The organism is Citrobacter freundii complex sp. 2024EL-00216 (assembly GCF_043945515.1).
GTDB classification, from domain to species: Bacteria; Pseudomonadota; Gammaproteobacteria; order Enterobacterales; family Enterobacteriaceae; genus Citrobacter; species Citrobacter portucalensis.
On sequence record NZ_JBIMRA010000007.1, the window covers coordinates 207339 to 233663 of the forward strand.

The window sequence follows — 26325 nt, forward strand, 5'->3', positions numbered from 1 at the left end:
GATTACTCGTCTTCGTCGTGAGCGGGTTGTTCTTTAACAATGCGAACTAAATCCACACGATAGTCATTCGCTTCGACAATCGTAATGCTCAGCGGTGCAACCTCGATAACATCACCTACGCGTGGAATATGGCCGTTAGCCGCAATGACTAAACCTGCCACCGTGGCGATATCTTCGTCTTCATTCACTAACGTATCCACGTCCAGCGCCTGTTGCAACGCATGCAGATCGGTACCGCCTTTGACCAACCAACCACCTGCATCAGCAATAATTTCAGGTGTTTCATCGGCATCCGGGAATTCACCGGCAATGGCTTCTAATACGTCCAGCGGCGTGACCAGACCCTGTACTACGCCAAACTCGTTAGTGACGATAACGAAGCTACCGCGGGCACGACGCAGTACGCCTAACAGATTGATCGGATCCAGCGTCTCCGGAACAACAATAGCCGGAGAAGCAGAGGCAATCGCCGCCACATCCACACCGTCTTCCAGCGCCACCAGCAGCTCTTTAGCACGCACGATACCGATGATTTCATCCAGTTCGCCACGGCATACCGGGAACAGGCTGTGAGGTGAAGAGAGCAACTGCTCGCGAATTTCTGCCACGCTCAGGTCGGCATCAACCCAGCTGATTTCACCACGAGGCGTCATAATGCCGCGTAACGAACGCGACGCCAGGGAGAGGACGCCGTTGATCATATAGCGTTCTTCTTCCACAAACGCGCCTTCCGGGACAGGAACAGGCACCGGGTTATCGGATTCCATCTGCACGCTGGCCTGACGTTTACCGCCCATCAGACGCAGGATTGCATCGGCAGTACGTGCACGCAGCGGCAGCGTCGACTGGTGGCGAATAAAGTTACGACGGGCAATCTGGTTAAACAACTCGATGATGATCGAGAAACCAATCGCCGCATACAGATAACCTTTCGGAATATGGAAGCCAAACCCTTCGGCAACCAGGCTCAGACCAATCATCAACAGGAAGCTCAGACACAGCACCACCACCGTCGGGTGTTGGTTCACAAATCGTGTCAGCGGCTTAGAGGCCAGCAGCATCACGGCCATGGCAATCACTACTGCCGCCATCATCACTGGCAGATGGTTGACCATGCCGACCGCCGTAATCACGGCATCCAGCGAGAACACCGCATCGAGGATGACAATCTGTGTTACGACAACCCAAAAGCTCGCATACCCTTTCGTCTGCCCGGTATCATGTTCACGGTTTTCCAGCCGCTCATGCAGCTCTGTCGTAGCCTTGAACAAGAGGAAGATACCCCCCAGCAGCATAATCAGATCGCGCCCCGAGAACGCATAGTCCATTACCGTGAACAGCGGCTTTGTCAGCGTCACCATCCACGAAATCACGGACAACAAGCCCAGACGCATAATCAGTGCCAGTGACAAACCGATTAAACGCGCTTTATCACGCTGTTTCGGCGGCAGCTTATCAGCCAGGATCGCAATGAAGACCAGGTTATCAATACCCAGAACAATTTCGAGAACGACAAGCGTGAGCAAACCCACCCAAATCTGCGGGTCCATTAATAATTCCATGACAAGCTCCTGCTTAAGGAATGACCAAACTGCGCGCTGAGGATCTCAGGCGTTAAAGCGATATGCAGAGAAAATTTGTGGCAAAAAGTGCCAATCTGACAGGCTTGATAAGGCCTGAAGGTGAAATGACGTCGGTGACGATCCATATGGTGGGCTACTGCCCTATACTCCTGAGTAATTAAACAGATGCTAAACATAACAGAGAGAAGCTGTTTTTAGCAAAGATTTACCTTCCTTTGCAATAAGTTGTTTCGGAGATATTTTACCCTTCGAAATTTCTTTTTATCGGAAGTTAAATTACGGATCTTCATCACATAAAATATTTTTTTCGATATCTAAAATAATTCACGAAAATCATAGGTTTTTCTTTGTAACCCTTATCTGAATCGATTCGATTGCGGACGACGATTCAAATACATCTTCACGTTGATGTGTTAACGATAATAAAGGAGGTAGCAAGTGACCATTGCTATTGTAATAGGCACACATGGTTGGGCTGCAGAGCAGTTACTTAAGACGGCAGAGATGCTGTTAGGCGAGCAGGAAAACGTCGGCTGGATCGATTTCGTTCCAGGCGAAAATGCTGAAACGCTGATCGAAAAGTACAACGCTCAGTTGGCAAAACTCGATACCAGTAAAGGCGTGCTGTTTCTCGTTGACACATGGGGAGGCAGCCCGTTTAACGCTGCGAGCCGCATTGTCGTCGATAAAGAGCATTACGAAGTAATCGCCGGTGTGAACATTCCCATGCTGGTTGAGACCTTCATGGCGCGTGATGACAACCCAAGCTTTGATGAATTAGTGGCACTGGCCGTTGAAACCGGCAGCGAAGGCGTGAAAGCGCTGAAAGCAAAACCGGTGGAAAAAGCCGCTCCTGCCCCCGTCGCGGCACCGAAAGCAGCAACCCCCGCGAAACCGATGGGGCCGAACGATTATATGCAGATCGGCCTGGCGCGTATTGATGACCGCTTAATCCATGGTCAGGTGGCAACTCGCTGGACCAAAGAAACCAACGTAACGCGCATTATCGTCGTCAGTGATGAAGTTGCCGCCGATACCGTGCGTAAAACGCTGCTGACTCAGGTAGCACCTCCGGGTGTGACGGCGCATGTGGTTGATGTCGCGAAAATGATCCGCGTCTACAACAACCCGAAATATGCAGGTGAGCGTGTGATGCTGTTGTTCACCAACCCAACCGACGTAGAACGTATCGTTGAAGGTGGTGTGAAAATTACCTCCGTAAACATTGGCGGTATGGCTTTCCGTCAGGGTAAAACGCAGGTAAACAACGCAATTTCTGTCGATGACAAAGACATCGAAGCCTTCAAGAAACTCAACGAACGCGGTATTGAGCTTGAGGCCCGTAAGGTTTCTACCGATCAGAAACTGAAAATGATGGATTTGATTGCCAAGGTGAAATAATTCTCTGGCATTTACTTAGTTTTCACACTTAAGTCTGTATAGCAATAGGAGAAGTACAATGGAGATTACCACTCTTCAGATTGTGCTGGTGTTCATCGTCGCATGTATCGCGGGTATGGAGTCGGTACTCGATGAATTTCAGTTCCACCGTCCGTTGGTGGCCTGTACGCTGATTGGTGCCGTTCTCGGGGATATGAAAACCGGTATCATCATCGGTGGTACCCTGGAAATGATCGCCCTGGGCTGGATGAACATCGGTGCTGCGGTTGCACCAGATGCCGCACTGGCCTCAATTATCTCTACCGTTCTGGTTATCGCGGGTCACCAAAGCATTGGTGCCGGTATCGCGCTGGCTATCCCACTGGCAGCAGCAGGCCAGGTACTGACCATTATCGTTCGTACAATCACCGTAGCATTCCAGCACGCAGCGGATAAGGCAGCCGAAAACGGTAACCTGACTGCGCTCTCCTGGCTGCACGTATCCTCGCTGTTCCTGCAGGCTATGCGTATCGCTATCCCGGCGGTAATCGTAGCGATTTCTGTTGGTACCAGTGAAGTTCAGAGCATGCTTAACGCCATTCCGGAAGTCGTAACCGGTGGTCTGAACATCGCAGGCGGTATGATCGTAGTGGTTGGTTATGCGATGGTCATCAACATGATGCGCGCAGGCTATCTGATGCCATTCTTCTACCTCGGCTTCGTCACCGCGGCATTTACTAACTTCAACCTGGTTGCTCTGGGTGTGATTGGCGCAGTCATGGCCATCCTCTACATTCAGCTGAGCCCGAAATATAACCGCGTAGCCGGTGCACCTGCTGCGGCGGCTGGCAATAACGATCTCGATAACGAACTGGACTAGCAGGTGAGCGAAATGGTTGATATGACTAAAACTACCACCGAGAAAAAACTCACTCCGAGTGACATTCGTGGCGTGTTCATTCGTTCTAACCTGTTTCAGGGTTCATGGAACTTCGAACGTATGCAGGCGCTGGGTTTCTGTTTCTCCATGGTACCGGCTATCCGCCGCTTGTACCCGGAAAACAACGATGCACGTAAGCAAGCGATTAAGCGTCACCTGGAATTCTTTAACACCCATCCGTACGTAGCGGCTCCAGTACTGGGCGTTACGCTGGCAATGGAAGAACAGCGTGCAAACGGCGCAGAGATTGACGATGGTGCCATCAACGGTATCAAAGTTGGTCTGATGGGTCCGCTGGCAGGCGTCGGTGACCCGATCTTCTGGGGTACCGTACGTCCGGTCTTCGCCGCACTCGGCGCAGGTATCGCGATGAGCGGCAGCCTGCTGGGGCCACTGCTGTTCTTCATCCTGTTTAACCTGGTTCGTCTGGCAACCCGTTATTACGGTGTGGCATATGGCTACCGTAAAGGTGTCGATATCGTTAAAGATATGGGCGGCGGCTTCCTGCAGAAACTGACCGAGGGGGCGTCAATCCTCGGCCTGTTTGTCATGGGGGCATTGGTTAACAAGTGGACGCACGTAAACATCCCGCTGGTGGTTTCCACTATCACCGGTCAGGATGGTCAGACTCGTGTTACCACCGTGCAGACTATCCTTGACCAGCTGATGCCGGGTCTGGTTCCTCTGCTGCTGACATTCGCTTGTATGTGGCTGCTGCGTAAGAAAGTGAACCCGCTGTGGATCATCGTTGGCTTCTTCGTCATCGGTATCGCGGGCTACGCTGTCGGACTGCTCGGCCTGTAAGACTGTTGTACATCACCGGGGGCTTGCCCCCGGTTTTTCTATTTAGAGGGTTGAGGATTCATGACTATCACGGACCTGGTGCTGGTTCTATTTATCTTTTCGCTGCTGGCGTATGCCATTTACGATCAGTTCATCATGCCCCGCCGTAATGGCCCTACTCTGCTTACTGTCGCCCTGCTTCCCCGCAGCAGAGTCGACAGCGTTATCTTCCTTGGCTTGGTAGCTATTCTTATCTACAACAACATCACCAGCCACGGCGCGCAATTTACCACATGGTTATTATGTGCACTGGTATTGATGGGGTTGTATCTGTTCTGGATCCGTACGCCAAAAATCATCTTCAAGCAGAAAGGTTTTTTCTTCGCCAACGTCTGGATTGAATATAACCGCATTAAAGAGATGAATTTATCTGAAGACGGTGTATTAGTGATGCAATTAGAACATCGAAGATTGTTGATCCGCGTACGAAATATAGACGATCTTGAGAAGATATATAAACTTTTAATTTCAAATCAATAGGTTAAAAATATAGCCTAAACTATGTTTTTTATATATCAGTATAAAAACAAACATAGCCAAGGCTATATTTAACTGTCCACAATGTTATTTATTTTAACGTTTTCTTTATAAATAAATCTAAATGAAAATCGTTTTCAATTAGAAGTCAAATATTATTTCTGCGTTTCTTGTTTTATATTCTCAAAATATGTTAAGGTTGCGCCCGTCGTTGGGGAGTAGCCGATTTCCAGACTCCGGAAATGTACGCGTCAACATACTCGTTGAAAAACGTGGCGCGTACGGACTGAATTTACAGGTTCAGTCAGGCGAGACCATAGGCACATCAACTGCAATGCATATCTGAATGGCGCTGTATTTACAGTGATTCCGGCCTGTATGCATGGTTACTGGGGGCAGTGATGTGTTTTATGGATACCCCGGTCAGGACGCTGTTATGAATCTCACCGCTACCGTTCTTCTCGCTTTTGGCATGTCGATGGATGCTTTCGCTGCATCAATTGGCAAAGGCGCCACACTGCATAAACCCAAATTTTCTGAAGCATTGCGCACAGGTCTGATATTCGGCGCAGTTGAAACGCTTACGCCGCTGATTGGCTGGGGCATGGGTATGTTGGCCAGCAAATTCGTGCTGGAGTGGAACCACTGGATCGCCTTCATTCTGCTGATCTTTTTAGGCGGGCGAATGATAATCGAAGGTTTTCGCGATAACGGTGATGAAGATGAAGAACCGCAGCGCCGTCATGGTTTCTGGCTGCTGGTTACCACCGCCATTGCCACCAGTCTCGACGCAATGGCCGTCGGGGTGGGTCTGGCTTTCCTGCAGGTCAATATTATTGCCACTGCGCTGGCCATCGGCTGCGCCACATTGATTATGTCCACGCTCGGCATGATGATTGGTCGTTTCATTGGCCCGATGCTGGGCAAACGAGCAGAAATTTTGGGTGGGGTGGTGCTGATTGGTATCGGTGCCCAGATCCTCTGGGCACACTTCCACGGTTAATTCAGACGCTGCCAGACATGAATACTAAAGTCGGTCTGGCAGTCAAACGTCGTTTTCTCCGCTAACGTTTCCCACACCTCCGGCTTTGCCCGCCAGGCGAACGGCGTCATTTGCAGTAACGCAACGGCCTCGCTGCCCTGAAGCTGCATCTGATACCCCAGCGCAATACTCTGTTGCAGAACAAAACCGTCCAGTTGCTCTTTGTGCGGCGCATGCAAACGCACCTCATCATAAATAAGCCCTTTCAGTTCCATTAAATGACGCGGTCCCGGCGTGGCGGTGATAACCCATCCCCCCGGTTTAACCACGCGTGCCAGCTCTTGCGCTTTACAGGGCGCGTAGATCCTGATGATGGCATCCATTGACTCATCTGCGAACGGCAGACGATGGCTGGAGGCAACGCAAAAGGTCACCTGCGGATAGCGTCTGGCTGCAGCTTTAATTGCCACTTTGGAGACGTCAAGACCAAAGGTTGTACAACCCGTCAGCGCGTCGGCAAACGCATGGGTGTAATACCCTTCCCCACAGCCAATATCCAGGATCGCTGCATCTTCTGAAGTCGACTTCTCTTTCAGCACATTCACAATCGCATCACGCAACGGTTGATAGTGCCCGGCATCAAGAAATGCCCGTCGTGCCTGCATCATCTCAGCGCTGTCACCCGGATCGCGCGATCGTTTATGCTGAACCGGCAGTAAGTTGACATACCCTTCTTTCGCCACGTCAAACTGGTGCCGCCCGGGGCAGACAAAACTGTTATTCGCTTGAGTAAGAGGCTGGTGGCAAAGAGGACAGGAAAACGACATGACAACTCCGGCAGGTGACTTAAGGGCGCAAGTGTAACGCGAATTGCGCCCTGGGAAAATAACTTACAACGACGGCGAGGATACGTTGCTGCCGTGCATCACCAGCAGATGATCGGAGTCAGCAGGCATACCATCCGGTTTAACGTTCTCCAGACGCAGGACATCACCCATTATCTGGCTGAAGACAGGCGCAGAGACAGCCCCACCATAATAAGCACCGTTTTGCGGATTATTGATGACGACCACCAGTGCAAATTTCGGGTCGCTCGCTGGCGCAACGCCTGCCGTGTAGGCCACGTATTTATCGACATACTTACCGTCATCACCAATTTTCTTTGCCGTTCCTGTTTTAACCGCCACGCGATAATCCCTGACCGCGGCTTTAGTTCCCCCACCACCGGGTAACGCAACGCTTTCCATCATATGTTCAACCTGGTGAACCAGCGCCTCCGGCATCACTCGGGTACCGATTACCGGCGGGTCAATACGGGTAATCGAAAGGGGCCGATAGATACCAAAACTACCAATGGTTGCATATACGTGCGCCAACTGCAGCGGCGTTACCATTAACCCATAACCAAATGCAAAGGTCGCGCGATCCAAATCGCTCCAGTAGCGGCGCTGAGGCATCAAACCGCTGCTTTCACCGGTTAATCCCAGTCCGGTTGGATCGCCAAAACCAAAGCTTTTATAGGTATCCAGCAATTTTTGGACAGGCATAGCCAATGAAAGGTGCGACACGCCGGTATCGCTCGATTTCTGCAAAATTCCGGTGAGCGACAGTTCCGGGTAAAATCCGACGTCACGAATACGATGCCCATCAAGGTAAAAAGGATGGGTATCAATCACGCTGTCGGGTTGTACTATCCCCTGCTGGAGTGCAGTCATGATCACCAGCGGTTTAACGGTTGAACCGGGTTCAAACGTATCGCTAATTGCACGGTTACGAAAATCATCCAGTACCGCGCCATCACGATTATTGGGGTTGAAGTCAGGAAAGCTCGCCATGGACAGTATTTCACCGGTAGCAATGTTGACCAGCACTGCGGCTCCTGATTCTGCTTTATTCCACGTAACGGCATTGTCCAACGCATCTTCGGTGACCGTCTGCAGACGCTCGTCGATGCTGAGCTGTAATTCGTGTGCAGGTACAGGCGTAACTTCGGTGATATTTTCGATGACATGGCCAAATTTGTCTTTACGTACCAGACGGGAGCCAGGTTTACCCATCAGCTGGTTATTAAAGCTCTTTTCCAGCCCTTCAATGCCTTGTCCATCAATGTTGGTAAAACCAATGAGATTCGCCGCTACGTGGCCTGCGGGATAGAACCGGCGGGATTCCTCGCGCAGGTTGATGCCCGGGAGATTAAGATCATCGACCCACTCAGCCTGCTGAGGGGAAATTTGTCGTGCCAGATAAATAAAACGTCCGCCAGGATTACTGTTAACGCGTTCCGCCAGCGTACTCAGTGACAAATGCAGAGTCCTTGCCAGAGCCTGCCAGCGTTCGTTGTAACCCACGCCTCCCTTGCTGATGATGGTCTTAGGATCGGCCCATACGGCGTTAACCGGAACACTTACCGCCAGCGGTCGCCCTTCTCTGTCGGTAATCATCCCGCGCGGCGAGGCAATAGTTACCTCACGTAACGAACGCATGTCTTCCTGTTTCACCAGACTCGTCGGCGTGACAATTTGCAGCCACGCAACCCGACCCAGCAGCAACCCCAGACTCAATAATATTGCCACACAAAGCAGGGCAAAACGTACGGGAGTAAAATTGCGCGCGTCGCCGTCGTTTTTCTTTTTCACCTGGTCTCCAGCAAGATAGTTTTTCAGGTGTCTGATTTAACGAGAAATGTCGTAAGAAAGCGGGGAAAACTATGCTACGAACATCACGCCTTTGCAACAAAGCGCTAATGGAAGGGCATTTAGAAATATTTAGACGTATTTTGAATTAAAAAGCCCCGCATAGGCGAGGCTTTATATCTGAGATGGTTGCGCATATGCGCTTCAAATCAGTGGTGTCGATCAGATAGCTGTTACGTTAACAGCAGCCGGACCTTTCTGGCCGTCCTGAATTTCGAACTCAACGTTCTGGCCTTCAGCCAGAGTTTTGAAGCCGTTACCCTGGATAGCGGAGAAGTGTACGAACACGTCTTTGCTGCCATCAGCCGGAGTAATGAAACCAAAACCTTTAGACTCGTTGAACCACTTAACTTGACCTTTAATCTTTGCCATTTGCAAAATTCCTTAGAGTATTTTCTTCGCCCGCAGGCATAACATAGATAAAACTGAGACATTACTGCTTGAGGCACTAATATAAGGTTCGGCAGAGAAGCGGTATTCAACGTCAACGTGTTTACTCAGGACTTCTTTACTGAAAATGCCACACATAAACAGAACTGTACCTCGTTTAACCCAAAACGTGTTATCACATACAACGTTAATAATGGCAAGCCATTTTTAAACGTGTCTCGATCGGTCGCACAAATCCCGTCGTTCATCAAACAGCAACTGCACAGTTATGCGCCACACCGAGTAGTGTTATATTCCCGCCGCTCGCCCCATCCCCCGCCTGGCTTGCACCATAGCCGGGACATTTCTACCATAGCTCAATAGCTTCGGTTGTTCCAGATTAGCTGTTACAGGGTGTGCCGGATATCATTTTTTATGCTTAGTAATGCATAAAATGTCACAAGCGTAAAAATGAGATCCGCCTTCTGCTTTTGCACCAAAATAATGAAAGAATGATGACAATGCACAAAAAAAGTAAGAGAAACGTTTCGCTGTTAATAAAACGATCGCTATCACAAAAATGACATAATCATATTTTTATCGTATGGGAAATTATATTTATATCAGACCGGGGATAAGATATTAATTGGTTGGAGCATCTGAAAATACTGAGTTTACACGCGTATCAGAGTGCTAATTACACGACATGTACAGAAGAAAATAATCTGGCACGTTGGTGACAGGATGAAACATCTGAGAACAAAAGCAACAGATCCTCACCCTGTCATACCGTTTTTACCGCTCAGCTACCAGGCGGATGATGTCATCATCTTCATCCTTCGCTGTGACCGCAGCAGGCTCTGCTGCTTTTTCAGGTTCGTTAGCTTCGCAAAGGCGACGGAGCAATGCGTTCTGTCTTTTTTGCTGATCTAACAATGCTTCAAGCAGCTCAATCTGCTCATTAGTACGCGAACTTGCCCGATTGACGAAAAACCACAGTACAAGCCCGACAACCAGAATCACCACCGATACAGCCAAAGACGCCAAACTCAACGCGCCAGAATTCAAAACTTCGTTCATTTCACCACCTCAATGTAGACAGCGTAGTTTACCACTGCCGCACAAGAAGGTAATCAACTGTGGCAAAAATGCGCTTACCAGGGAATAAATTTATTGATGGCACAAATACCGCTGAAAAATTGTACATCCTGATCGCACATGATGTTGAACACTTGCGCCCACATCAGTATGCATACCAGCACGACAACTATCAGCACTACCCAGCGAATTTTTTTCACTCCAGCTCCACTCTTCGAATCTACATCTTATGTCTATAAATTATCATGCGTTACCTAAACCCAGCGTTAACTGTATCGGCATTCAATCTTTTTAGGAATGATTCACTTGTTTCATCCCATGTACAGGCTAATCTAATAATAACGAGAAAAGATAAGAGGTTGTAATGCGTCTGATAATCCGCGCTATTGTGTTGTTAGCTCTGGTTTGGATCGGTTTATTACTGAGCGGCTACGGAATTTTGATTGGAAGTAAGGAGAATGCAGCGGGTCTGGGCTTGCAATGCCAATATCTGACCGCCCGCGGAACCAGCACCGCACAATACGTCCACACAAACAGCGGTATCATTGGCCTGTCGGATTGCCCTTTGCTAAGAAAAAGTACGGTCATTATTGATAACGGTTAATATAGCAACAATACATACGCTACGTTATTTGCACCAACTAACGTTATGACTGTTCATAAAAAACCCCAGATACAAAAATACCTGGGGTTTTTAAGTTGACGCTATTACGCCAGATTAGAACGGATAGTCGTTATAACCCATTTGTTCTGAAATTTTACGCGCAGCCGTATGCAGCATCGCCACATACTCGTGCAAACGTTCCTCTGAGAAACGCAGCGTCGGGAATGAAATACTCAAGCCTGCAATCACCACACCGAAACGGTCAAACACCGGCACACCGATGCAGCGCAGACCTTCTTCCTGTTCTTCGTTGTCTTCACCGTAGCCCTGCTCACGGACTTTATCCAGCAGTACCAGCAATTCATCAGTATTGGTAATAGTACGGTCGGTACTGCGTTTGTACTCAATACCATCCAGAATTTGCTTCACTTCATCGCGGTCACGCCATGCCAGCAGAACTTTACCGATAGCCGTGCTGTACAGTGGATTACGGCGACCTACGCGAGAATACATGCGCAGATTGTACATGGAGTCGATTTTATGAATGTAGACGATGCTGTCTTCATCCAGTGCGCCAAGGTGTACTGTCTCTTTGGTCAGGCGCGAAAGTTCGCGCATCTGAATATCAGCGCTACGGATAAGATCGACGTTTTGTAACGCGCGAGCACCCAGCTCGAATAGTTTCAGGGTCAGTGAGTATTTCTCAGACTCCCCTTCTTGTGCCACATAGCCCAGCGTTTTCATGGTCTGCAAAAAGCGATAAACGGTGCTTTTCGACATCATGACGCGTTGCGACAACTCGGTAATACCAATTTCGCGCTCTTCACCCAGCGCCTGCAGGATGCCAAAAACCTTCAGCACGGAAGATACAGAATCGGGTTGTTTATCCAGATCTGCGATTGCCATTTATCACCCCTTTCGAGTGTTTTATAAAAATCAGAACCGGTTTTTATTATAATTTCACGTATCAGCCCTCGCAATCGCTCTTTGCTTACTTAGTTACAAATCTGCGACCTAACGCCTGAATATCAATGCTAAAATTATTATTCTCATCATAAATTCCGACAATATTGACTTCCTATGGAAAAAACTCAGACCGATGGTCTGCCATTGCCCCAGCGATATGGCGCAATTTTAACCATTGTTATTGGCATCTCTATGGCAGTACTCGACGGCGCAATAGCGAACGTTGCCCTCCCGACTATCGCCACCGATCTTCAGGCCTCACCCGCCAGCTCAATCTGGATTGTGAACGCCTACCAAATTGCGATCGTTGTTTCGCTGTTATCGCTCTCTTTTTTAGGTGATATGTTTGGCTACCGACGCATTTATAAGTGTGGTCTGGTCGTGTTTCTGTTGGCGTCGCTATTTTGTGCCTTGTCAGACTCGCTGCATATGCTGACGTTAGCGCGCGTGGCTCAGGGGTTTGGCGGCGCGGCGCTGATGAGCGTTAATACGGCATTGATCCGACTCATTTATCCTCAGCGCCAGCTTGGCCGCGGAATGGGTATTAACTCCTTTATCGTGGCTGTATCCTCGGCAGCGGGTCCGACTATTGCGGCGGCTATTCTTTCTATTGCCTCGTGGAAATGGCTATTCCTGATTAACGTTCCACTGGGGATCATCGCCCTGCTACTGGCTATGCGTTTTTTGCCACCCAATTCATCACGTAGCAATAAACCGCGCTTCGATCTGCCCAGCGCAGTGATGAACGCCTTAACATTCGGTTTGTTAATCACGGCACTCAGCGGATTTGCGCAGGGACAGTCGCTAAAACTGATTGGTGCTGAACTTGTGGGGCTTCTCGTGGTAGGGTTTTTCTTTATCCGCCGCCAACTCGCATTGCCAGTACCGTTACTACCGGTTGATCTGCTGCGCATTCCGCTGTTTTCACTCTCTATTTGTACTTCAATCTGTTCATTCAGCGCACAGATGCTGGCGATGGTTTCTCTCCCATTTTTCATGCAAACGGTTCTCGGGCGCAGCGAGGTTGAAACGGGCCTGCTGCTGACGCCGTGGCCACTGGCAACCATGGTGATGGCCCCACTGGCGGGATATTTGATTGAACGTGTTCATGCGGGTCTGCTGGGCGCGCTGGGCATGGCAGTAATGGCGTGTGGGCTGTTTTCGCTGGTGTTGCTGCCCGCATCACCTTCTGATTTTAATATCATCTGGCCAATGATTTTGTGCGGTGCGGGTTTTGGCTTGTTCCAGTCACCGAATAATCACACCATCATCACCTCCGCGCCGCGTGATCGTAGCGGAGGCGCGAGCGGTATGCTTGGAACGGCGCGTTTACTGGGCCAGAGTACCGGGGCCGCACTGGTTGCGCTGATGCTAAATCAGTTTGGCGACAGCGGAACACACGTTTCGCTGATAACAGCGGGTATTCTGGCTTCGCTAGCCGCAATCGTGAGTGGCTTACGAATCACACAACCGCGAGTTCAGGCATAAAAAAAGCGCGTCTGTCGACGCGCTTTTTATTTTAAGTCTGCTGCCAATTATTTCAGGTATTCACCGCTGCGCAGCGCTTCAATACGTTTGTCCAACGGCGGGTGAGTCATAAACAGCTCACTCAACGATTTGGATTTACCGTTGATGCAGAATGCCATCATGCTGGTCGCTTCCTGCGGCTCATAGCTGGTTTTCAGGCGCTGTAGCGCGGCGATCATTTTTTCACGACCCACCAGTTTCGCTGAGCCTGCATCCGCATGGAATTCACGATGACGTGAGAACCACATCGTAATAATGCTCGCCAGAATACCAAATACCAGCTCCAGTACCGTCGCTACCGCAAAGTAGATTAACGGGTTACCGTTGCTACCCTCTCCCTCATCGCGGTTGCCTCCCATAAACCCAGCGGCAATCTGCGCCAGAATACGTGAGATAAAGATAACGAAAGTGTTCACCACACCCTGAATTAACGTCATGGTAACCATATCGCCATTAGCAATGTGGCTGATCTCATGCGCGATAACCGCTTCGGCTTCATCCGGACTCATGTTTTGCAACAGGCCAGTACTTACAGCCACCAGCGAGGCATCCCGGCGCGCACCGGTAGCAAACGCGTTAATATCTGGCGCATGGTAGATTGCAACCTGCGGCATAGCGATCCCGGCCTGGCGGGCCTGATTCGCGACTGTATTCATCAGCCAGCGTTCTCTTTCATTGCGAGGCTGTTCGATCACTTCCCCGCCAACGGACTTTAACGCCATCCATTTGGACATCAGCAGCGAAATGAAGGAACCACCAAAACCAAACAGCAGTGCCATGATCAACAAGCCTTGAACGCTGCTTGACTGAATCCCTGTCAGGCTCAATACCAGCCCGAAAACGACCATCACAGCCAGGTTCGTCAGCAGGAAGAGCGCGATTCGCATCATAATTTTCTTTTAACCTCAATTTAACAAAACGCACTATGCGATTACCCATATCGTATGGGTCTTATGACTATTTTCAAGCATCCATAGGTGCTAAGTCACCAGAAAGACACAACTTTACATTTTATCGTATCAGACTGACGTCTTCATGCACTTGTTAAAAAAACAGGCACAATTTCTTGTGCCTGTTCGAGGTTATTGACTGGTTGCGGGCTGTTCCGCTGGCTTTTCTTTTTCAAGATGCGCCAGGTCGAGCGCGATTTTTACCGTTTCATCCAGGTATGGATCCGGTTCCTGGTAATCCTTCGGTAGATCGTCCAGTTTCTTCAGCAGCGGTTTGCCTTCACGCTTGAACCGATCGTTAATACGCGCCAGACGCATTGCGTCATCTTCGTTATTCTCTTTTTCACGCTGAGCGTAATTCAGAGAAGCGATGTTGCGCTTATCCTTCATCGCATTGAAACGCGCAATGTCCTTCATGATGTACTGGAACTCAGGATCGTTCGCAATACGTGCATTGTGCTCTTTCAGCAATTCAGGTCCGAACGGCGTCAGATTATCTGACTTGGTGTAAGTCGCAGCATCAATGCTGTCCCACGGCAGCGCGTTATCTTCAAACTTCTCGCCGGTTTCAGTTTCTTCATTACCTGTCGGCATGATGATATCCGGCGTAACACCCTTACGCTGCGTGCTGCCACCGTTTACGCGGTAGAATTTCTGGATCGTGTACTGAACAGAACCCAGCGCTGGCCATTCCGGACGCAGCATCTGATCGTAAATACGGTTCAGGGAGCGATACTGCTGAACGGTGCCTTTACCGAAGGTTGGTTCACCAACGATCAGCGCTCGGCCATAATCCTGCATTGCCGCAGCGAAAATCTCTGATGCTGAGGCGCTGAAGCGATCGACCAATACCACCAGCGGGCCTTTGTAGTACACAACGCCGTCGGTATCGCTGTCTTCACGCACTTTACCGTTATTGTCACGAACCTGAACCACCGGGCCGGATGGAATGAACAGACCGGAAAGCGAAACCGCTTCAGTCAGTGCTCCACCGCCGTTGGTACGCAGATCGATGATGATGCTGCTGACGTTCTGTTTTTCCAGTTTCTGCAGCTGGACTTTGACATCATCAGTCAGGCCAACATAGAAACCAGGAATATCCAGTACGCCGACTTTTTCTTTGCCAACGGTTTTCACGGACATTTTAACGGCACGGTCTTCGAGACGGATACGTTCACGCGTTAGCGTCACGGTGCGCGTCTTGGTACCTTTACCGGCAGGCAGAATTTCAAGGCGCACCTTGCTGCCTTTAGGTCCTTTGATCAGTGCCACGACATCATCCAGACGCCAGCCAATCACATCGACCATGCCCTTGCCCGTCTGCCCGACGCCGACAATACGATCGCCAACGCTGATCGCTTTGCTCTTGGCTGCCGGACCACCTGCCACCATGGAGTTAATGACGGTGTAGTCATCATCCATCTGCAGAACCGCGCCAATACCTTCCAAAGACAAGCTCATTTCAGTATTGAACTGCTCGGTATTGCGCGGAGAGAGATAGTTAGTATGCGGGTCGATTTCACGGGCGAACGCTGTCATCGCCAGTGAGAACACATCTTCGCTGTTGGTCTGCGCCAGACGGCGAATCGCAAATTTGTAACGGCGCGTCAGCGTTTCGCGGATTTCCGCATCGGTTTTACCGGTCAGCTTCAGGCTGAGTTCGTCAAATTTAACCTTGCCGTCCCACAGCGCATTAAGCTCTGCTTCGCTCTTCGGCCACGGCGCTTTGCTTCGGTCGAGGTTAAAGGTGTCGTTACCGGTGAAATCCATTGGACGTGCCAGTACGCTTAATGCGTACTGATAACGTTCAAATCGGCGTTTTTGCGCCAGATTATAGAGATCGTAAAAGACATCCAGCTTGCCGGTGCGCAGTTCATCGCCGAGGACCGTTTTCTTTTTTGCATACTGTTCGATATCGCTCGCCAGCAGCACGTTGTGGCTGTAGTCGAGCAAATTCAAATAGCGGTCAAAAATTTTTGCCGAAAACGCCTGATCCAGATCGAACTGGCGATAGTGTGATCGCGTAAAACGCGACGTCACACGTTCGCTTACCGTCGCATGCTGGGTTTCTTCCTTTAACACGGGGATTTGATCGGCACGCGTGATGTCTTCCACAGCAAGTGCCTGGCCTGCTAATGCAAGCAGACCAGCTAACGCAGTAAGCCTAAAAAAAGTGTTCATGCCAGGCCTGGCCTCCGTTTCAGAACACCAGGTGTTCTGCGCGTACAATCAAAGACATACCCGAATTCAGCTGTACACGGACGCCATCTTTGGTGATTTCTAATACGGTGGCATCCATCGCATTATTTCCTGCTTTCACCTTCAGAGACTGCCCTACCGTCAGTACTGAAATATCAGATACCGGGGTATGCTGTTCTTCGCGAGGAGCACGCGGTGCTTTTGCTGCTGGTTTTTCAGCGCGAGGTTTACGCTCAGCACCTTCTTTACGACGCGGTGCAGGACGCGGCTTACGCTCGCGACGCGGGGCGTCTTCTTTTTCACCGGCGGCAGCGGCCGCTTCGCGTTTTTTCGCCTGTTGCTCTGCGCGTTGCGCCTGAACACGGGCTTTAGCTTCTTCCAGCTGTTTGCGAGCATGTTCAACATGTTGTTCATCCAGCTCACCACAAGGGTTGCCGTCGAGATCAACACGCGTTGCGCCCAATTTAACGCCATACAGATAGCGCCAGCTTGAAGTATAGAGACGTAAGGCAGAACGGAGCTGCGTCTTGCTGAGGTTCATTTCACCCTCAACACGCTCTACCAGATCCTGAAAAATGCCAATTTTCAGTGGGCGCGCTTCGCCTTCCGCACTAAAACACTGCGGGAAGCGTTCGGCCAGAAACGCGATGACTTCTTTACTGCTATTCAACTTAGGTTGATTTTCCATGAAATTTCCTGATTACAACGGACGTAGCCAACAAGCGCAGGCATGAACAGGCGACATTATAATGACGTCATCAGTAATTGCTACGTTATCCGTTGATTATCCTGCGACGCGCGCAAAGAATTTTTTGTAATCCGTCGTTGCAAGCACGGTTTCAAGCTGTGCCACAAGCGTACGCAGACCTTGTTCATCTTCTTCAGTAAAGCGGCCAAATGCCGTGCTATCAATATCCAGCACGCCGATTATCTGATTGTCGACAGCAATCGGCAGGACGATTTCAGCGTTGCTAGCGGTATCACAGGCGATGTGCCCATCAAAACCATGTACGTCCTCAATACGCTGAACCTGGTTCTGCGCCACTGCGGTACCGCACACACCGCGCCCTACCGGGATCCGCACGCAGGCAATTTTGCCCTGGAAGGGACCAAGCACCAGCGTATCGTCCTCAAGCAGGTAAAAACCGGCCCAATTCACTTCTGCAAGACGCTCGTACAACAATGCGCTGGTATTCGCCAGCGTTGCCAGAAAACTGGTTTCACCTGCCATCAATGCCTGAAAATCACGGTTCAGATCCGTGTATAGCTCTATTTTGTTCATTATATAATCACTTAGTTGTCTTACTTAAAACTGCAGCCTACTAAAATAAACATTAAATGCGTTAATGCTCAAGATCATTCCCGTCATGAGTTAAGATAACATTACTTCAACAATTTGATTCGCGATACATGGCCTTAACGACACCACGCATCACGCCAACTAAAAAAATAGCCATCAGGTCCATCGGTGAGGCACTACCTCGTGCACATTATCATCGCTGCCCTGAATGTGACCTGATATTTAGCTTGCCTAAAATGCGTTCGCACCAAAGTGCCTTTTGCCCACGCTGCCAGGCAAAAATTCGTGACGGACGCGACTGGTCGTTAACGCGACTGGCGGCAATGGCTTTCACCATGTTGCTGCTGATGCCCTTTGCCTGGGGAGAGCCACTCCTGCACATCTATTTATTAGGCGTGCGCATTGATGCCAATGTGATGCAAGGCATCTGGCAAATGACCCGACAAGGTGATCCCCTCACCGCCTCCTTCGTGCTTTTTTGCGTCGCTGGTGCGCCACTAATTCTCGTGACCTCAATCGCTTATCTGTGGTTTGGTAATATTCTCGGGATGAACCTGCGCCCGGTGCTGCTGATGCTGGAAAGGCTCAAAGAGTGGGTGATGCTCGATATTTACCTGGTGGGTATCGGCGTCGCATCAATCAAGGTTCAGGACTATGCTTTTTTGCAGCCTGGCGTGGGGCTGTTTGCTTTTATTGCGCTGGTGATCCTGAGTATTTTGACGCTGTCGCACCTTAACGTTGAGCAGCTTTGGGACCGTTTCTACCCGCAAAGACCGGCTCGTCGGCCCGATGATAAGCTCCGCGTCTGCCTCGGCTGCCATTTTACAGGTTATCCGGACGCCCGCGGTCGCTGCCCTCGCTGCCATATCCCGTTGCGCTGGCGCAGAAATCAAAGTATCCAAAAGTGTTGGGCGGCACTGCTGGCCTCGATTGTCCTGCTTTTGCCCGCTAACCTGCTGCCCATCTCGATAATTTATGTCAACGGCGGCCGACAGGAAGACACAATCCTGTCAGGCATAATGTCTTTGGCAAACAGTAATGTCGGCGTAGCGGCGATCGTGTTTATCGCCAGTATATTAGTGCCATTCACCAAAGTGATTGTGATGTTTACGTTGCTATTCAGCATCCACTTTAATTGTGAACAAGGGTTGCGCACCCGTATAAAACTACTGCGTATGGTGACCTGGATTGGCCGCTGGTCGATGCTGGATCTCTTTGTTATCGCGTTAACCATGTCGCTGATAAATCGCGATCAGATACTTGCTTTTACTATGGGACCGGCTGCGTTTTATTTCGGCGCAGCGGTAATATTGACTATTCTTGCTGTGGAATGGCTGGACAGCCGCTTACTTTGGGATGCACATGAGTCAGGAAACGCCCGCTTCGCAGACTGAAGCGCAGATTAAAACAAAACGCCGTATCTCCCCGTTCTGGCTGCTGCCGTTCATCGCGCTGATGATCGCAGGATGGCTTATCTGGGGAAGCTATGAAGATCGCGGCAATACCGTGACCATTGACTTTATGTCTGCGGACGGCATTGTGCCAGGCCGTACTCCCGTTCGTTATCAGGGCGTTGAAGTGGGCACGGTACAGGATATCAACCTCAGCAAAGATCTGCGCAAAATTGAAGTCCGCGTCAGCATCAAATCGAGCATGAAAGATGCTCTGCGCAAAGATACCCAGTTCTGGCTGGTCACGCCGAAGGCGTCGCTGGCTGGGGTTTCTGGTCTGGATGCGTTGGTTGGCGGCAACTATATCGGCATGATGCCCGGTACTGGCGAGGCCGAGGATCATTTCGTCGCCCTCGACACCCAGCCCAAGTATCGTCTGGATAATGGCGATTTAATGCTGCATCTGCGCGCCCCTGATCTCGGATCGCTTAATAGCGGTTCACTGGTTTATTTCCGTAAGATTCCGGTGGGCAGGGTCTATGACTACACCATCAACCCGAACAATCAGGGCGTAACCATCGATGTATTGATTGAACGTCGCTTCACCAATCTGGTGAAAAAAGGCAGCCGCTTCTGGAACGTCTCCGGTGTAAATGCGGATGTCAGCCTTAGCGGTGCGAAGGTAAAACTGGAGAGTCTGGCGGCGCTGGTCAACGGTGCCATTGCTTTTGATTCACCCGAAGACTCAAAACCTGCTGCGGCAGACGACACGTTTGGTCTATATCAGGATCTCGCGCACAGCCAGCGTGGAGTAATCGTCAAGCTTGATTTACCCAGCGGAGATGGACTCAAAGCAGGCTCAACATCGCTGATGTATCAAGGATTAGAAGTCGGTCAGCTCACAAAACTGGATTTAAACCCAGGCGGTAAAGTCACCGGCGAAATGACGGTCGATCCCAGCGTCGTAACGCTGCTGCGTGACAACACACGAATTGAGTTACACAGCCCTAAATTATCGTTAAGCGATGTGAATCTTAGTTCGCTGCTAACAGGTAAAACTTTCGAGCTAGTACCTGGCGAAGGCGAGCCGCGTAACCAGTTCGTCGTTATTCCCGCTGAGAAGTCGTTGTTACACGACCCAGGCGTCATGACGTTTACGCTGACCGCGCCGGAGAGTTACGGTATTGATGCTGGCCAGCCGCTAATTCTTCACGGCGTACAGGTCGGTCAGGTGATTGAGCGTACGCTTTCCAGCAAAGGCGTCTCATTTACCGTTGCTGTTGAACCACAGCATCGTGACCTGGTGCAGGGTGACAGTAAGTTCGTGGTGAACAGCCGCGTGGATGTCAAAGTCGGACTTGATGGCGTGGAGTTCCTTGGCGCAAGCGCCAGTGAGTGGCTCAGCGGCGGCATTCGTATTTTGCCCGGTACTAAGGGTGAAATGAAAAAAAGCTACCCGCTTTACGCTAACCTGGAGAAAGCGATTGAAAACAGTCTGAGCGATCTGCCAACCACCACGGTCAGCCTGAGCGCCGAAACGCTGCCTGATGTGCAGGCCGGCTCGGTGGTGCTTTACCGCAAATTCGAGGTCGGTGAAGTGATTAGCGTTCGTCCTCGCGCCGATGCGTTTGATATCGATCTGCATATCAAACCGGAATATCGCAACCTGTTGACCAGCAACAGCGTGTTCTGGGCCGAAGGCGGAGCAAAAGTTCAGCTTAACGGCAGCGGATTAACCGTACAGGCATCTCCCCTTTCACGCGCGCTTAAAGGGGCGATTAGCTTCGATAATTTAAGCGGTGCCAGCGCCAGCCAACGTAAAGGCGACAAGCGTATTCTGTATGCTTCGGAAACCGCCGCGCGTGCGGTCGGCGGCCAGATAACGCTGCATGCGTTCGATGCCGGTAAACTCGCTGCAGGCATGCCGATTCGCTACCTGGGAATCGATATCGGACAGATCCAGACGCTTGAGCTGATCACCGCCCGTAACGAAGTTCAGGCAAAAGCGGTTCTGTACCCGGAATACGTGCAGACCTTCGCGCGAAGCGGTACCCGTTTCTCCGTGATCACCCCGCAAATTTCGGCAGCGGGCGTGGAGCATCTGGATACAATCCTGCAGCCGTATATCAACGTTGAACCAGGACGCGGTAATCCGCGCCGTGATTTTGAGCTGCAGGAAGCCACCATTACCGACTCTCGTTACCTCGATGGTCTGAGTATTGTGGTTGAAGCACCAGAAGCAGGTTCGCTGAATATCGGAACCCCGGTTTTGTTCAGAGGTATTGAAGTGGGGACCGTCACCGGGCTGACGCTAGGCTCGCTTTCCGATCGTGTGATGGTTGCCATGCGCATTAGCCAACGCTATCAGCATCTGGTACGCAACAACTCCGTGTTCTGGCTGGCATCCGGCTACAATCTCGACTTCGGCCTGACCGGCGGTGTCGTGAAGACCGGTACCTTCAATCAGTTCATCCGCGGCGGCATCGCCTTCGCGACTCCACCAGGTACACCGCTGGCTCCGAAAGCACAGGCAGGTAAACACTTCCTGTTGCTGGAAAGTGAACCGAAAGAGTGGCGTGAATGGGGAACCGCCCTGCCACGTTAATCTCTCCACTTGCTCCGGCGTACTCGCGCCGGAGCACTTATGCTACACTGCGCACCTGTTTTTTTGCCGGTGGTACCAAGTGGCTTATTTTCCCGACGCCTTTCTGACTCAAATGCGTGAAGCAATGCCTTCCACGCTCTCATTCGATGAATTTCTCGCTGCCTGTCAGCGCCCGTTGCGCCGCAGCATTCGCGTCAATACGCTGAAAATCCCCGTTGCCGATTTCCTCGCGCTGACAGCACCTTACAACTGGTCTCTCACTCCGGTTCCCTGGTGTGCTGAAGGCTTTTGGATCGAGCGCGATGATGAAGAGTCAGTGCCGCTCGGCAGCACCGCAGAACATTTAAGCGGCCTGTTTTATATTCAGGAAGCCAGTTCAATGCTGCCAGTCGCAGCACTGTTCGCCGAAGGCAATACCCCGGAACGCGTAATGGATGTTGCGGCAGCCCCCGGCTCCAAAACCACGCAAATTGCCGCAAAAATGAATAATCGAGGCGCCATTCTGGCGAATGAGTTTTCTGCCAGTCGCGTCAAAGTCCTGCATGCCAATATCAGCCGTTGCGGGATAGCCAACGTCGCCCTGACCCATTTTGACGGACGCGTATTTGGTGCTGCGTTGCCGGAATCATTTGATGCCATATTGCTCGACGCACCGTGTTCCGGTGAAGGCGTGGTGCGTAAAGACCCCGATGCGCTAAAAAACTGGTCCGTAGAAAGTAATCTGGAAATTGCCGCAACCCAGCGCGAACTGCTCGACAGCGCCTTCCACGCCCTGCGTCCCGGTGGCACATTGGTTTACTCGACCTGTACGCTTAATCGTGACGAAAATGAAAATATCATGCAGTGGTTGATTGAGACCTACCCTGATGCCGTCGAGTTTTTACCTCTGGGCGATTTATTTCCGCAGGCCGAACGCGCCCTGACGCCGGAAGGATTCCTGCATGTATTCCCGCAGATTTACGATTGCGAAGGTTTCTTCGTTGCGCGTTTGCGCAAAACAGCTTCAATCCCTGCACTACCTGCGCCGAAGTACAAAGTCGGAAACTTCCCGTTTAGCCCGCTTAAAGGACGCGAATCTGCGCTTGTCACGCAAGCCGCGAGCGCTTGTGGACTGCAGTGGGAAGATAATTTGCGCCTGTGGCAGCGCGATAAAGAGATCTGGCTGTTCCCGACTGAAATTGAACCTCTGATTGGCAAGGTTCGCTTTTCTCGACTCGGGATCAAACTGGCCGAAACCCACAATAAAGGGTATCGCTGGCAGCATGAGGCCGTTATCGCCCTCGCCGACCCGAACCACAGCCATGCATTCGAACTGACCCTTGCCGAAGCGGAAGAGTGGTATCGCGGTAGAGATGTTTACCCGCAAACCGCACCGACGAGTGACGACGTACTGGTTACGTTCCAGCATCAGCCGATCGGTCTGGCAAAACGCATTGGATCGCGACTGAAGAATAGTTACCCGCGCGATCTTGTCCGGGATGGCAAACTCTTTACGGGATAACGCACGTTTTTACTGGCGCTTTTGCTAACGTTGACTACGCTGAAAAATGGACGGCCTAACTGGTCGTACCACAACCAGCAAATTAACGGAGAGCACGATGATGAAAACCAGTGTGCGCATTGGCGCTTTTGAAATCGACGACGCCGAGTTACATGGCGAATCGCCGGGGGACCGAACGTTAACCATTCCGTGTAAATCCGATCCGGATTTATGTATGCAACTGGATGCCTGGGATGCCGACACCAGCGTCCCGGCCCTGTTGAACGGAGAACATTCAGTACTATTTCGCGAACACTACGATCGTAAGTCAGATGCCTGGATCATGCGCCTTGCCTGATTCAAAAAGAACCCGTCGCCAGACGGGTTATTTCTTGGTTAATTTCCCTCATCTATCAACATCTTCTACACTACAGGTATGGCTTTACCATTTGAGGATGGAATGTTCACGCTGGTTCTTTTTGTGTGCTATCTGGATGGCGGTTGTGAAGATATCGTGGTTGATGTCTACAAAACTGAGCAGCAGTGCCTGATATCGATGGACGATCAACGTATTCGTAACGGCGGATGTTTACCTGCGGACGACTACATCGACAGTTTCTGGCATCCGGCCCAGGAATACAGCGATTTTTGATTATTGCAGTTGTACCAGCGTTAACTCGCCGCCGAATACAGCACCGGTATCAATATAGTGTAGATTCTCGCGATCCAGCCGATGGCGCAACGGCGTGTGACCAAACCAGAAGTGATCCGCGCCGTGAATCGCACAACCACTGTTCATCAGTCTCGAGCGGTCCCACAGCACGCGCTGTAAATCGATCTCTTTTAGCCACTGATAATCATCATCCGGGTAATCGGCATGAGCAATAACGTGTATACCGTTCTGACAATGCAGCTCCAGAATCCAGGGTAACTGCCAACACGCTTCAAGAGCAAATTTCGCTGCCGGTTGCTCCGCCTGCTCGAACCACGAGCCTCCATTCATAAACCACATGAATTGATCCCCCGTCGCCAGCGCGTCCAGCGCCATCTGTTCATGGTTCCCCCTGACCGCGACAATCCAGCTTTTACGCAGTAATTTCAGGCAGCGCAAACTGTCAGGCCCGCGATCGATAACATCTCCCACTGAAACCAGCAGGTCCTGCCACGGATCAAAATGACAGTGGCGCAATTTAGCCATCAATAATGAGAAGCAACCGTGGATGTCCCCAACCACCCAGACGTGACGCCACTGCGTACCGTCGATTCGTTGATAGATATTGCCAGGTCGTCCCATGTCGCCTCCAGAATACAAGGGTACCTGGTTATAATTTTAGCAATGATGGCAAAAAAGCCTGGACGATCGTGGGCAGGAGTATGGTATGGTTTATGGAGAATGCAGCATGCAATACGCCGTGTTTTGCCCTGGATGGCATCGCATTCGCCACATAAAAAGAGACCGAATACGATTCCTGTATTCGGTCCAGGGAAATGGCTCTTGGGAGAGAGCCGTGCGCTAAAAGTTGGCATTAATGCAGGCTAAGTTACCCTGCCATTTAAGAATAGATGACAGCGCCAGGTTTTCCAGTCCGCGACTAAAGTGGCCGGAAAAAAAGGACGTTTGTTACGCATCCAAACGCAAAAACCGCAAGTTCTCCTGCGAGATGCTTGCGGTTTTTTATTGGAAATCAGAGCGCTACATCTGACAATTAGCAGAGCTTTTCTGCACGCTCTACAAACGGTGCCAGGCTCATTTTTTCGCCCGGTTTCGCCGGATCATCGATCTGGATAATCTCGATCGGCTTTGCCGTGACTTTTCCGCTCTCCACCTGCTGTCTGGCGACATCATTCAACGGGTATTGCACCAGCGTACTGGGATTGATGACATACAGCGCGTTACCTGGACGGCAGGTCAGCATCACCTCTTCCCGATTAAACGCCCACTTATCTTTGCCAACCTCAAAACGGCTGACGGTAATGACTTGCGGCGCAGCCAGCGCGGCTCCGGAGCTTGCCAGGAGTAATAAAGAGATAATGATTTTTTTCATGCGTTTCGCCAGTCCATCAATCAGAAAGGTTCAAGGGTTGCAAACAAGCTGACAATCGCCAGCACAACGGCTCCTATACCCCATTCCAGCTTGGTCATCCAAATAAAATAGAGAGTCATGCCACGGTTATCCTTCCGCATGCGTGGTACCAGAACATACCGATTCACCAGCGCAATCGCCACCATTAACATGACCAGGGCACCTTTTAACAAAAGCAGTCGCCCGTAAGCCATGTGCCAGGGAACAGAAAAACCGACAATAAACAGCGCATTCATAATACCGGTTAGTAAAACACCGATAACGAAAAGATGCCCATAGCGTGAGAAGCGCATCATGGTACTGATGGCCTGTTCCCGCCAGCGACCTTGCGCCATTCGCATACAGTAAAGTACGGGCAGCAAACCGCCGAACCAGGCGGCAGCGCATACCAAATGTAAGGCGTGGTTAACCTGCTGGATTGCGCCAGGGATACCGCTGTGCAGCGTCGCATGTCCGACGCCAGCCAGCAAAATAAACTGCGCAATTGTCAGCATTAACAGCAGTCGCGGCATACTGCGCGGCACCATGATGGTCACCACCAGCGTGACCAACGCGAGGATAATCTGCCATAACCAGACGCCGCCAAATTGCGTTTGCAACACGGCGAGCCAAACATCTGGAGAGACAACATCCCTCCAGCCTGAGCCCATTAACCCACCCTGAATCGCCAGCATCAGCGTCGCGCTGATAAAGCTCCACGTTGCAGCATGCCGTTGCAGACGTAAAAAACGACGCATCATTAAACGACGAACCGAAACGGGGGCCAGCCATGCGCCATAAAGCGCACAGCCAAACACCAGCATCAAAGCGGTAAAATGGATAAACCGTAGCGCAACCCAGGTAAATGCCAGCAT

At 50.8% G+C, this 26325-nt stretch carries 28 protein-coding genes and 1 riboswitch; of the genes, 12 read left to right on the top strand and 16 right to left on the bottom strand.

The genetic code is table 11. The features are described 5' to 3' along the window. Window positions 1-2: 2 nt before the first annotated feature. Window positions 3-1562, bottom strand: coding sequence for a CNNM family cation transport protein YoaE (yoaE, locus tag ACHHZ7_RS11740; protein WP_008785026.1), 1560 nt, complete (start codon window positions 1560-1562; stop codon window positions 3-5). Next, the gene (locus ACHHZ7_RS11745; protein ID WP_008785027.1) at window positions 1550-1759 is read right to left on the bottom strand and encodes a protein YoaL; all 210 of its coding nucleotides are present in this window, start codon (window positions 1757-1759) and stop codon (window positions 1550-1552) included. Before ACHHZ7_RS11745 ends, yoaE begins: the two co-directional genes overlap by 13 nt. Window positions 1760-2021: 262 nt before the next feature. Here ACHHZ7_RS11745 and manX point away from each other — a divergent pair, with 262 nt between their 5' ends. The 5 genes from manX to mntP all read left to right on the top strand — a co-directional run bounded on the left by manX (window position 2022) and on the right by mntP (window position 6226). After that, window positions 2022-2984: a PTS mannose transporter subunit IIAB gene (manX, locus tag ACHHZ7_RS11750; protein WP_003833768.1), complete on the top strand. Its 963-nt coding sequence runs from the start codon at window positions 2022-2024 to the stop codon at window positions 2982-2984. A 58-nt stretch (window positions 2985-3042) separates the two neighbouring features. Next, on the top strand, window positions 3043-3843 hold the full coding sequence (locus tag ACHHZ7_RS11755) for a PTS mannose/fructose/sorbose transporter subunit IIC (protein ID WP_003021004.1): 801 nt from the start codon (window positions 3043-3045) through the stop codon (window positions 3841-3843). 12 nt (window positions 3844-3855) lie between these two features. Next, window positions 3856-4707, top strand: coding sequence for a PTS mannose transporter subunit IID (locus ACHHZ7_RS11760; protein WP_003833769.1), 852 nt, complete (start codon window positions 3856-3858; stop codon window positions 4705-4707). A gap of 60 nt (window positions 4708-4767) precedes the next feature. Beyond that, the gene (locus ACHHZ7_RS11765; protein WP_048216190.1) at window positions 4768-5226 is read left to right on the top strand and encodes a DUF986 family protein; all 459 of its coding nucleotides are present in this window, start codon (window positions 4768-4770) and stop codon (window positions 5224-5226) included. A gap of 198 nt (window positions 5227-5424) precedes the next feature. Further along, window positions 5425-5529, top strand: a riboswitch (yybP-ykoY riboswitch). Window positions 5530-5659: 130 nt separating this feature from the next. Further along, the gene (gene mntP, locus ACHHZ7_RS11770; RefSeq protein ID WP_020996621.1) at window positions 5660-6226 is read left to right on the top strand and encodes a manganese efflux pump MntP; all 567 of its coding nucleotides are present in this window, start codon (window positions 5660-5662) and stop codon (window positions 6224-6226) included. Here mntP and rlmA read toward each other — a convergent pair. The 6 genes from rlmA to mgrB all read right to left on the bottom strand — a co-directional run bounded on the left by rlmA (window position 6223) and on the right by mgrB (window position 10565). Next, window positions 6223-7032 (bottom strand): 23S rRNA (guanine(745)-N(1))-methyltransferase, encoded by an 810-nt coding sequence (gene rlmA, locus ACHHZ7_RS11775; RefSeq protein ID WP_060682075.1) that lies wholly within the window; start codon window positions 7030-7032, stop codon window positions 6223-6225. The two genes, mntP and rlmA, sit on opposite strands and share 4 nt — an antisense overlap. Before the next feature lie 63 nt (window positions 7033-7095). Next, the gene (gene ftsI / locus ACHHZ7_RS11780) at window positions 7096-8841 is read right to left on the bottom strand and encodes a peptidoglycan glycosyltransferase FtsI (RefSeq protein WP_003833773.1); all 1746 of its coding nucleotides are present in this window, start codon (window positions 8839-8841) and stop codon (window positions 7096-7098) included. A 219-nt stretch (window positions 8842-9060) separates the two neighbouring features. Beyond that, window positions 9061-9270, bottom strand: coding sequence for a transcription antiterminator/RNA stability regulator CspE (gene cspE, locus ACHHZ7_RS11785; protein WP_001062678.1), 210 nt, complete (start codon window positions 9268-9270; stop codon window positions 9061-9063). 12 nt (window positions 9271-9282) lie between these two features. After that, complete coding sequence (locus ACHHZ7_RS11790; RefSeq protein WP_003034983.1) at window positions 9283-9426, bottom strand: DUF2627 domain-containing protein; 144 nt, start codon at window positions 9424-9426, stop codon at window positions 9283-9285. A 636-nt stretch (window positions 9427-10062) separates the two neighbouring features. Beyond that, window positions 10063-10347, bottom strand: coding sequence for a YebO family protein (locus ACHHZ7_RS11795; protein ID WP_003833774.1), 285 nt, complete (start codon window positions 10345-10347; stop codon window positions 10063-10065). Between the two features lie 74 nt (window positions 10348-10421). Continuing rightward, window positions 10422-10565, bottom strand: coding sequence for a PhoP/PhoQ regulator MgrB (gene mgrB / locus ACHHZ7_RS11800; RefSeq protein ID WP_003034977.1), 144 nt, complete (start codon window positions 10563-10565; stop codon window positions 10422-10424). A gap of 164 nt (window positions 10566-10729) precedes the next feature. Between mgrB and ACHHZ7_RS11805 the strand changes: the two genes are divergently transcribed. Beyond that, window positions 10730-10969: a YobH family protein gene (locus ACHHZ7_RS11805; RefSeq protein WP_003034975.1), complete on the top strand. Its 240-nt coding sequence runs from the start codon at window positions 10730-10732 to the stop codon at window positions 10967-10969. A gap of 114 nt (window positions 10970-11083) precedes the next feature. On the opposite strand, the gene kdgR is transcribed toward ACHHZ7_RS11805, so the two are convergent. Further along, on the bottom strand, window positions 11084-11875 hold the full coding sequence (gene kdgR / locus ACHHZ7_RS11810; RefSeq protein WP_003833778.1) for a DNA-binding transcriptional regulator KdgR: 792 nt from the start codon (window positions 11873-11875) through the stop codon (window positions 11084-11086). 174 nt (window positions 11876-12049) lie between these two features. Here kdgR and ACHHZ7_RS11815 point away from each other — a divergent pair, with 174 nt between their 5' ends. Beyond that, window positions 12050-13423 (top strand): MFS transporter, encoded by a 1374-nt coding sequence (locus tag ACHHZ7_RS11815; RefSeq protein ID WP_048216186.1) that lies wholly within the window; start codon window positions 12050-12052, stop codon window positions 13421-13423. Between the two features lie 47 nt (window positions 13424-13470). On the opposite strand, the gene htpX is transcribed toward ACHHZ7_RS11815, so the two are convergent. From htpX to ACHHZ7_RS11835, 4 genes are all read right to left on the bottom strand, one after another. Continuing rightward, complete coding sequence (gene htpX / locus ACHHZ7_RS11820; RefSeq protein WP_003034964.1) at window positions 13471-14352, bottom strand: protease HtpX; 882 nt, start codon at window positions 14350-14352, stop codon at window positions 13471-13473. Between the two features lie 192 nt (window positions 14353-14544). Further along, window positions 14545-16593 carry a carboxy terminal-processing peptidase gene (prc, locus tag ACHHZ7_RS11825; RefSeq protein WP_048235216.1) on the bottom strand — a complete coding sequence of 683 codons (2049 nt, stop codon included), beginning with the start codon at window positions 16591-16593 and terminating at the stop codon, window positions 14545-14547. Window positions 16594-16612: 19 nt separating this feature from the next. Then, window positions 16613-17299: an RNA chaperone ProQ gene (proQ, locus tag ACHHZ7_RS11830; RefSeq protein ID WP_003833781.1), complete on the bottom strand. Its 687-nt coding sequence runs from the start codon at window positions 17297-17299 to the stop codon at window positions 16613-16615. Between the two features lie 96 nt (window positions 17300-17395). Next, complete coding sequence (locus ACHHZ7_RS11835) at window positions 17396-17893, bottom strand: GAF domain-containing protein (RefSeq protein WP_060683716.1); 498 nt, start codon at window positions 17891-17893, stop codon at window positions 17396-17398. Between the two features lie 128 nt (window positions 17894-18021). Here ACHHZ7_RS11835 and yebS point away from each other — a divergent pair, with 128 nt between their 5' ends. From yebS to ACHHZ7_RS11860, 5 genes are all read left to right on the top strand, one after another. After that, window positions 18022-19305 (top strand): membrane integrity lipid transport subunit YebS, encoded by a 1284-nt coding sequence (yebS, locus tag ACHHZ7_RS11840; protein WP_008785036.1) that lies wholly within the window; start codon window positions 18022-18024, stop codon window positions 19303-19305. Next, entirely contained in the window at window positions 19274-21907 is a 2634-nt protein-coding gene (locus ACHHZ7_RS11845) for a PqiB family protein (RefSeq protein ID WP_060683715.1), read from the top strand. The genes yebS and ACHHZ7_RS11845 overlap by 32 nt, the downstream gene beginning before the upstream one ends. Before the next feature lie 79 nt (window positions 21908-21986). Further along, entirely contained in the window at window positions 21987-23408 is a 1422-nt protein-coding gene (rsmF, locus tag ACHHZ7_RS11850) for a 16S rRNA (cytosine(1407)-C(5))-methyltransferase RsmF (protein WP_071845322.1), read from the top strand. A 100-nt stretch (window positions 23409-23508) separates the two neighbouring features. Beyond that, window positions 23509-23745, top strand: a complete 237-nt coding sequence (locus ACHHZ7_RS11855; protein WP_029139506.1) for a YebV family protein — start codon at window positions 23509-23511, stop codon at window positions 23743-23745. 102 nt (window positions 23746-23847) lie between these two features. Then, on the top strand, window positions 23848-24039 hold the full coding sequence (locus tag ACHHZ7_RS11860) for a YebW family protein (RefSeq protein ID WP_003034941.1): 192 nt from the start codon (window positions 23848-23850) through the stop codon (window positions 24037-24039). Here ACHHZ7_RS11860 and pphA read toward each other — a convergent pair whose 3' ends face one another. From pphA to copD, 3 genes are all read right to left on the bottom strand, one after another. Further along, entirely contained in the window at window positions 24040-24681 is a 642-nt protein-coding gene (pphA, locus tag ACHHZ7_RS11865) for a protein-serine/threonine phosphatase (RefSeq protein WP_057066820.1), read from the bottom strand. 412 nt (window positions 24682-25093) lie between these two features. Further along, a complete protein-coding gene (locus ACHHZ7_RS11870) occupies window positions 25094-25432 on the bottom strand; it encodes a YebY family protein (RefSeq protein WP_032943770.1) in 339 nt (112 codons plus the stop codon). Between the two features lie 20 nt (window positions 25433-25452). Continuing rightward, window positions 25453-26325, bottom strand: a complete 873-nt coding sequence (gene copD / locus ACHHZ7_RS11875) for a copper homeostasis membrane protein CopD (protein WP_060683694.1) — start codon at window positions 26323-26325, stop codon at window positions 25453-25455.

Excerpts from the sequence above, each read along its gene's own strand:
- ACHHZ7_RS11795 (WP_003833774.1), bottom strand. The coding sequence starts at position 10,347 with ATGAACGAAGTTTTGAATTCTGGCGCGTTGAGTTTGGCGTCTTTGGCT.
- ACHHZ7_RS11755 (WP_003021004.1), top strand. The coding sequence starts at position 3,043 with ATGGAGATTACCACTCTTCAGATTGTGCTGGTGTTCATCGTCGCATGT.
- mntP (WP_020996621.1), top strand. The coding sequence starts at position 5,660 with ATGAATCTCACCGCTACCGTTCTTCTCGCTTTTGGCATGTCGATGGAT.
- htpX (WP_003034964.1), bottom strand. The coding sequence starts at position 14,352 with ATGATGCGAATCGCGCTCTTCCTGCTGACGAACCTGGCTGTGATGGTC.
- ACHHZ7_RS11835 (WP_060683716.1), bottom strand. The coding sequence starts at position 17,893 with ATGAACAAAATAGAGCTATACACGGATCTGAACCGTGATTTTCAGGCA.
- proQ (WP_003833781.1), bottom strand. The coding sequence starts at position 17,299 with ATGGAAAATCAACCTAAGTTGAATAGCAGTAAAGAAGTCATCGCGTTT.
- ACHHZ7_RS11855 (WP_029139506.1), top strand. The coding sequence starts at position 23,509 with ATGAAAACCAGTGTGCGCATTGGCGCTTTTGAAATCGACGACGCCGAG.
- ACHHZ7_RS11805 (WP_003034975.1), top strand. The coding sequence starts at position 10,730 with ATGCGTCTGATAATCCGCGCTATTGTGTTGTTAGCTCTGGTTTGGATC.
- ACHHZ7_RS11745 (WP_008785027.1), bottom strand. The coding sequence starts at position 1,759 with ATGTTTAGCATCTGTTTAATTACTCAGGAGTATAGGGCAGTAGCCCAC.
- rlmA (WP_060682075.1), bottom strand. The coding sequence starts at position 7,032 with ATGTCGTTTTCCTGTCCTCTTTGCCACCAGCCTCTTACTCAAGCGAAT.
- prc (WP_048235216.1), bottom strand. The coding sequence starts at position 16,593 with ATGAACACTTTTTTTAGGCTTACTGCGTTAGCTGGTCTGCTTGCATTA.
- ACHHZ7_RS11790 (WP_003034983.1), bottom strand. The coding sequence starts at position 9,426 with ATGTGTGGCATTTTCAGTAAAGAAGTCCTGAGTAAACACGTTGACGTT.
- kdgR (WP_003833778.1), bottom strand. The coding sequence starts at position 11,875 with ATGGCAATCGCAGATCTGGATAAACAACCCGATTCTGTATCTTCCGTG.
- pphA (WP_057066820.1), bottom strand. The coding sequence starts at position 24,681 with ATGGGACGACCTGGCAATATCTATCAACGAATCGACGGTACGCAGTGG.
- yebS (WP_008785036.1), top strand. The coding sequence starts at position 18,022 with ATGGCCTTAACGACACCACGCATCACGCCAACTAAAAAAATAGCCATC.
- yoaE (WP_008785026.1), bottom strand. The coding sequence starts at position 1,562 with ATGGAATTATTAATGGACCCGCAGATTTGGGTGGGTTTGCTCACGCTT.
- ACHHZ7_RS11860 (WP_003034941.1), top strand. The coding sequence starts at position 23,848 with ATGTTCACGCTGGTTCTTTTTGTGTGCTATCTGGATGGCGGTTGTGAA.
- ACHHZ7_RS11815 (WP_048216186.1), top strand. The coding sequence starts at position 12,050 with ATGGAAAAAACTCAGACCGATGGTCTGCCATTGCCCCAGCGATATGGC.
- ACHHZ7_RS11870 (WP_032943770.1), bottom strand. The coding sequence starts at position 25,432 with ATGAAAAAAATCATTATCTCTTTATTACTCCTGGCAAGCTCCGGAGCC.
- ACHHZ7_RS11845 (WP_060683715.1), top strand. The coding sequence starts at position 19,274 with ATGAGTCAGGAAACGCCCGCTTCGCAGACTGAAGCGCAGATTAAAACA.
- ACHHZ7_RS11760 (WP_003833769.1), top strand. The coding sequence starts at position 3,856 with ATGGTTGATATGACTAAAACTACCACCGAGAAAAAACTCACTCCGAGT.
- copD (WP_060683694.1), bottom strand. The coding sequence starts at position 26,325 with ATGCTGGCATTTACCTGGGTTGCGCTACGGTTTATCCATTTTACCGCT.
- cspE (WP_001062678.1), bottom strand. The coding sequence starts at position 9,270 with ATGGCAAAGATTAAAGGTCAAGTTAAGTGGTTCAACGAGTCTAAAGGT.
- ACHHZ7_RS11765 (WP_048216190.1), top strand. The coding sequence starts at position 4,768 with ATGACTATCACGGACCTGGTGCTGGTTCTATTTATCTTTTCGCTGCTG.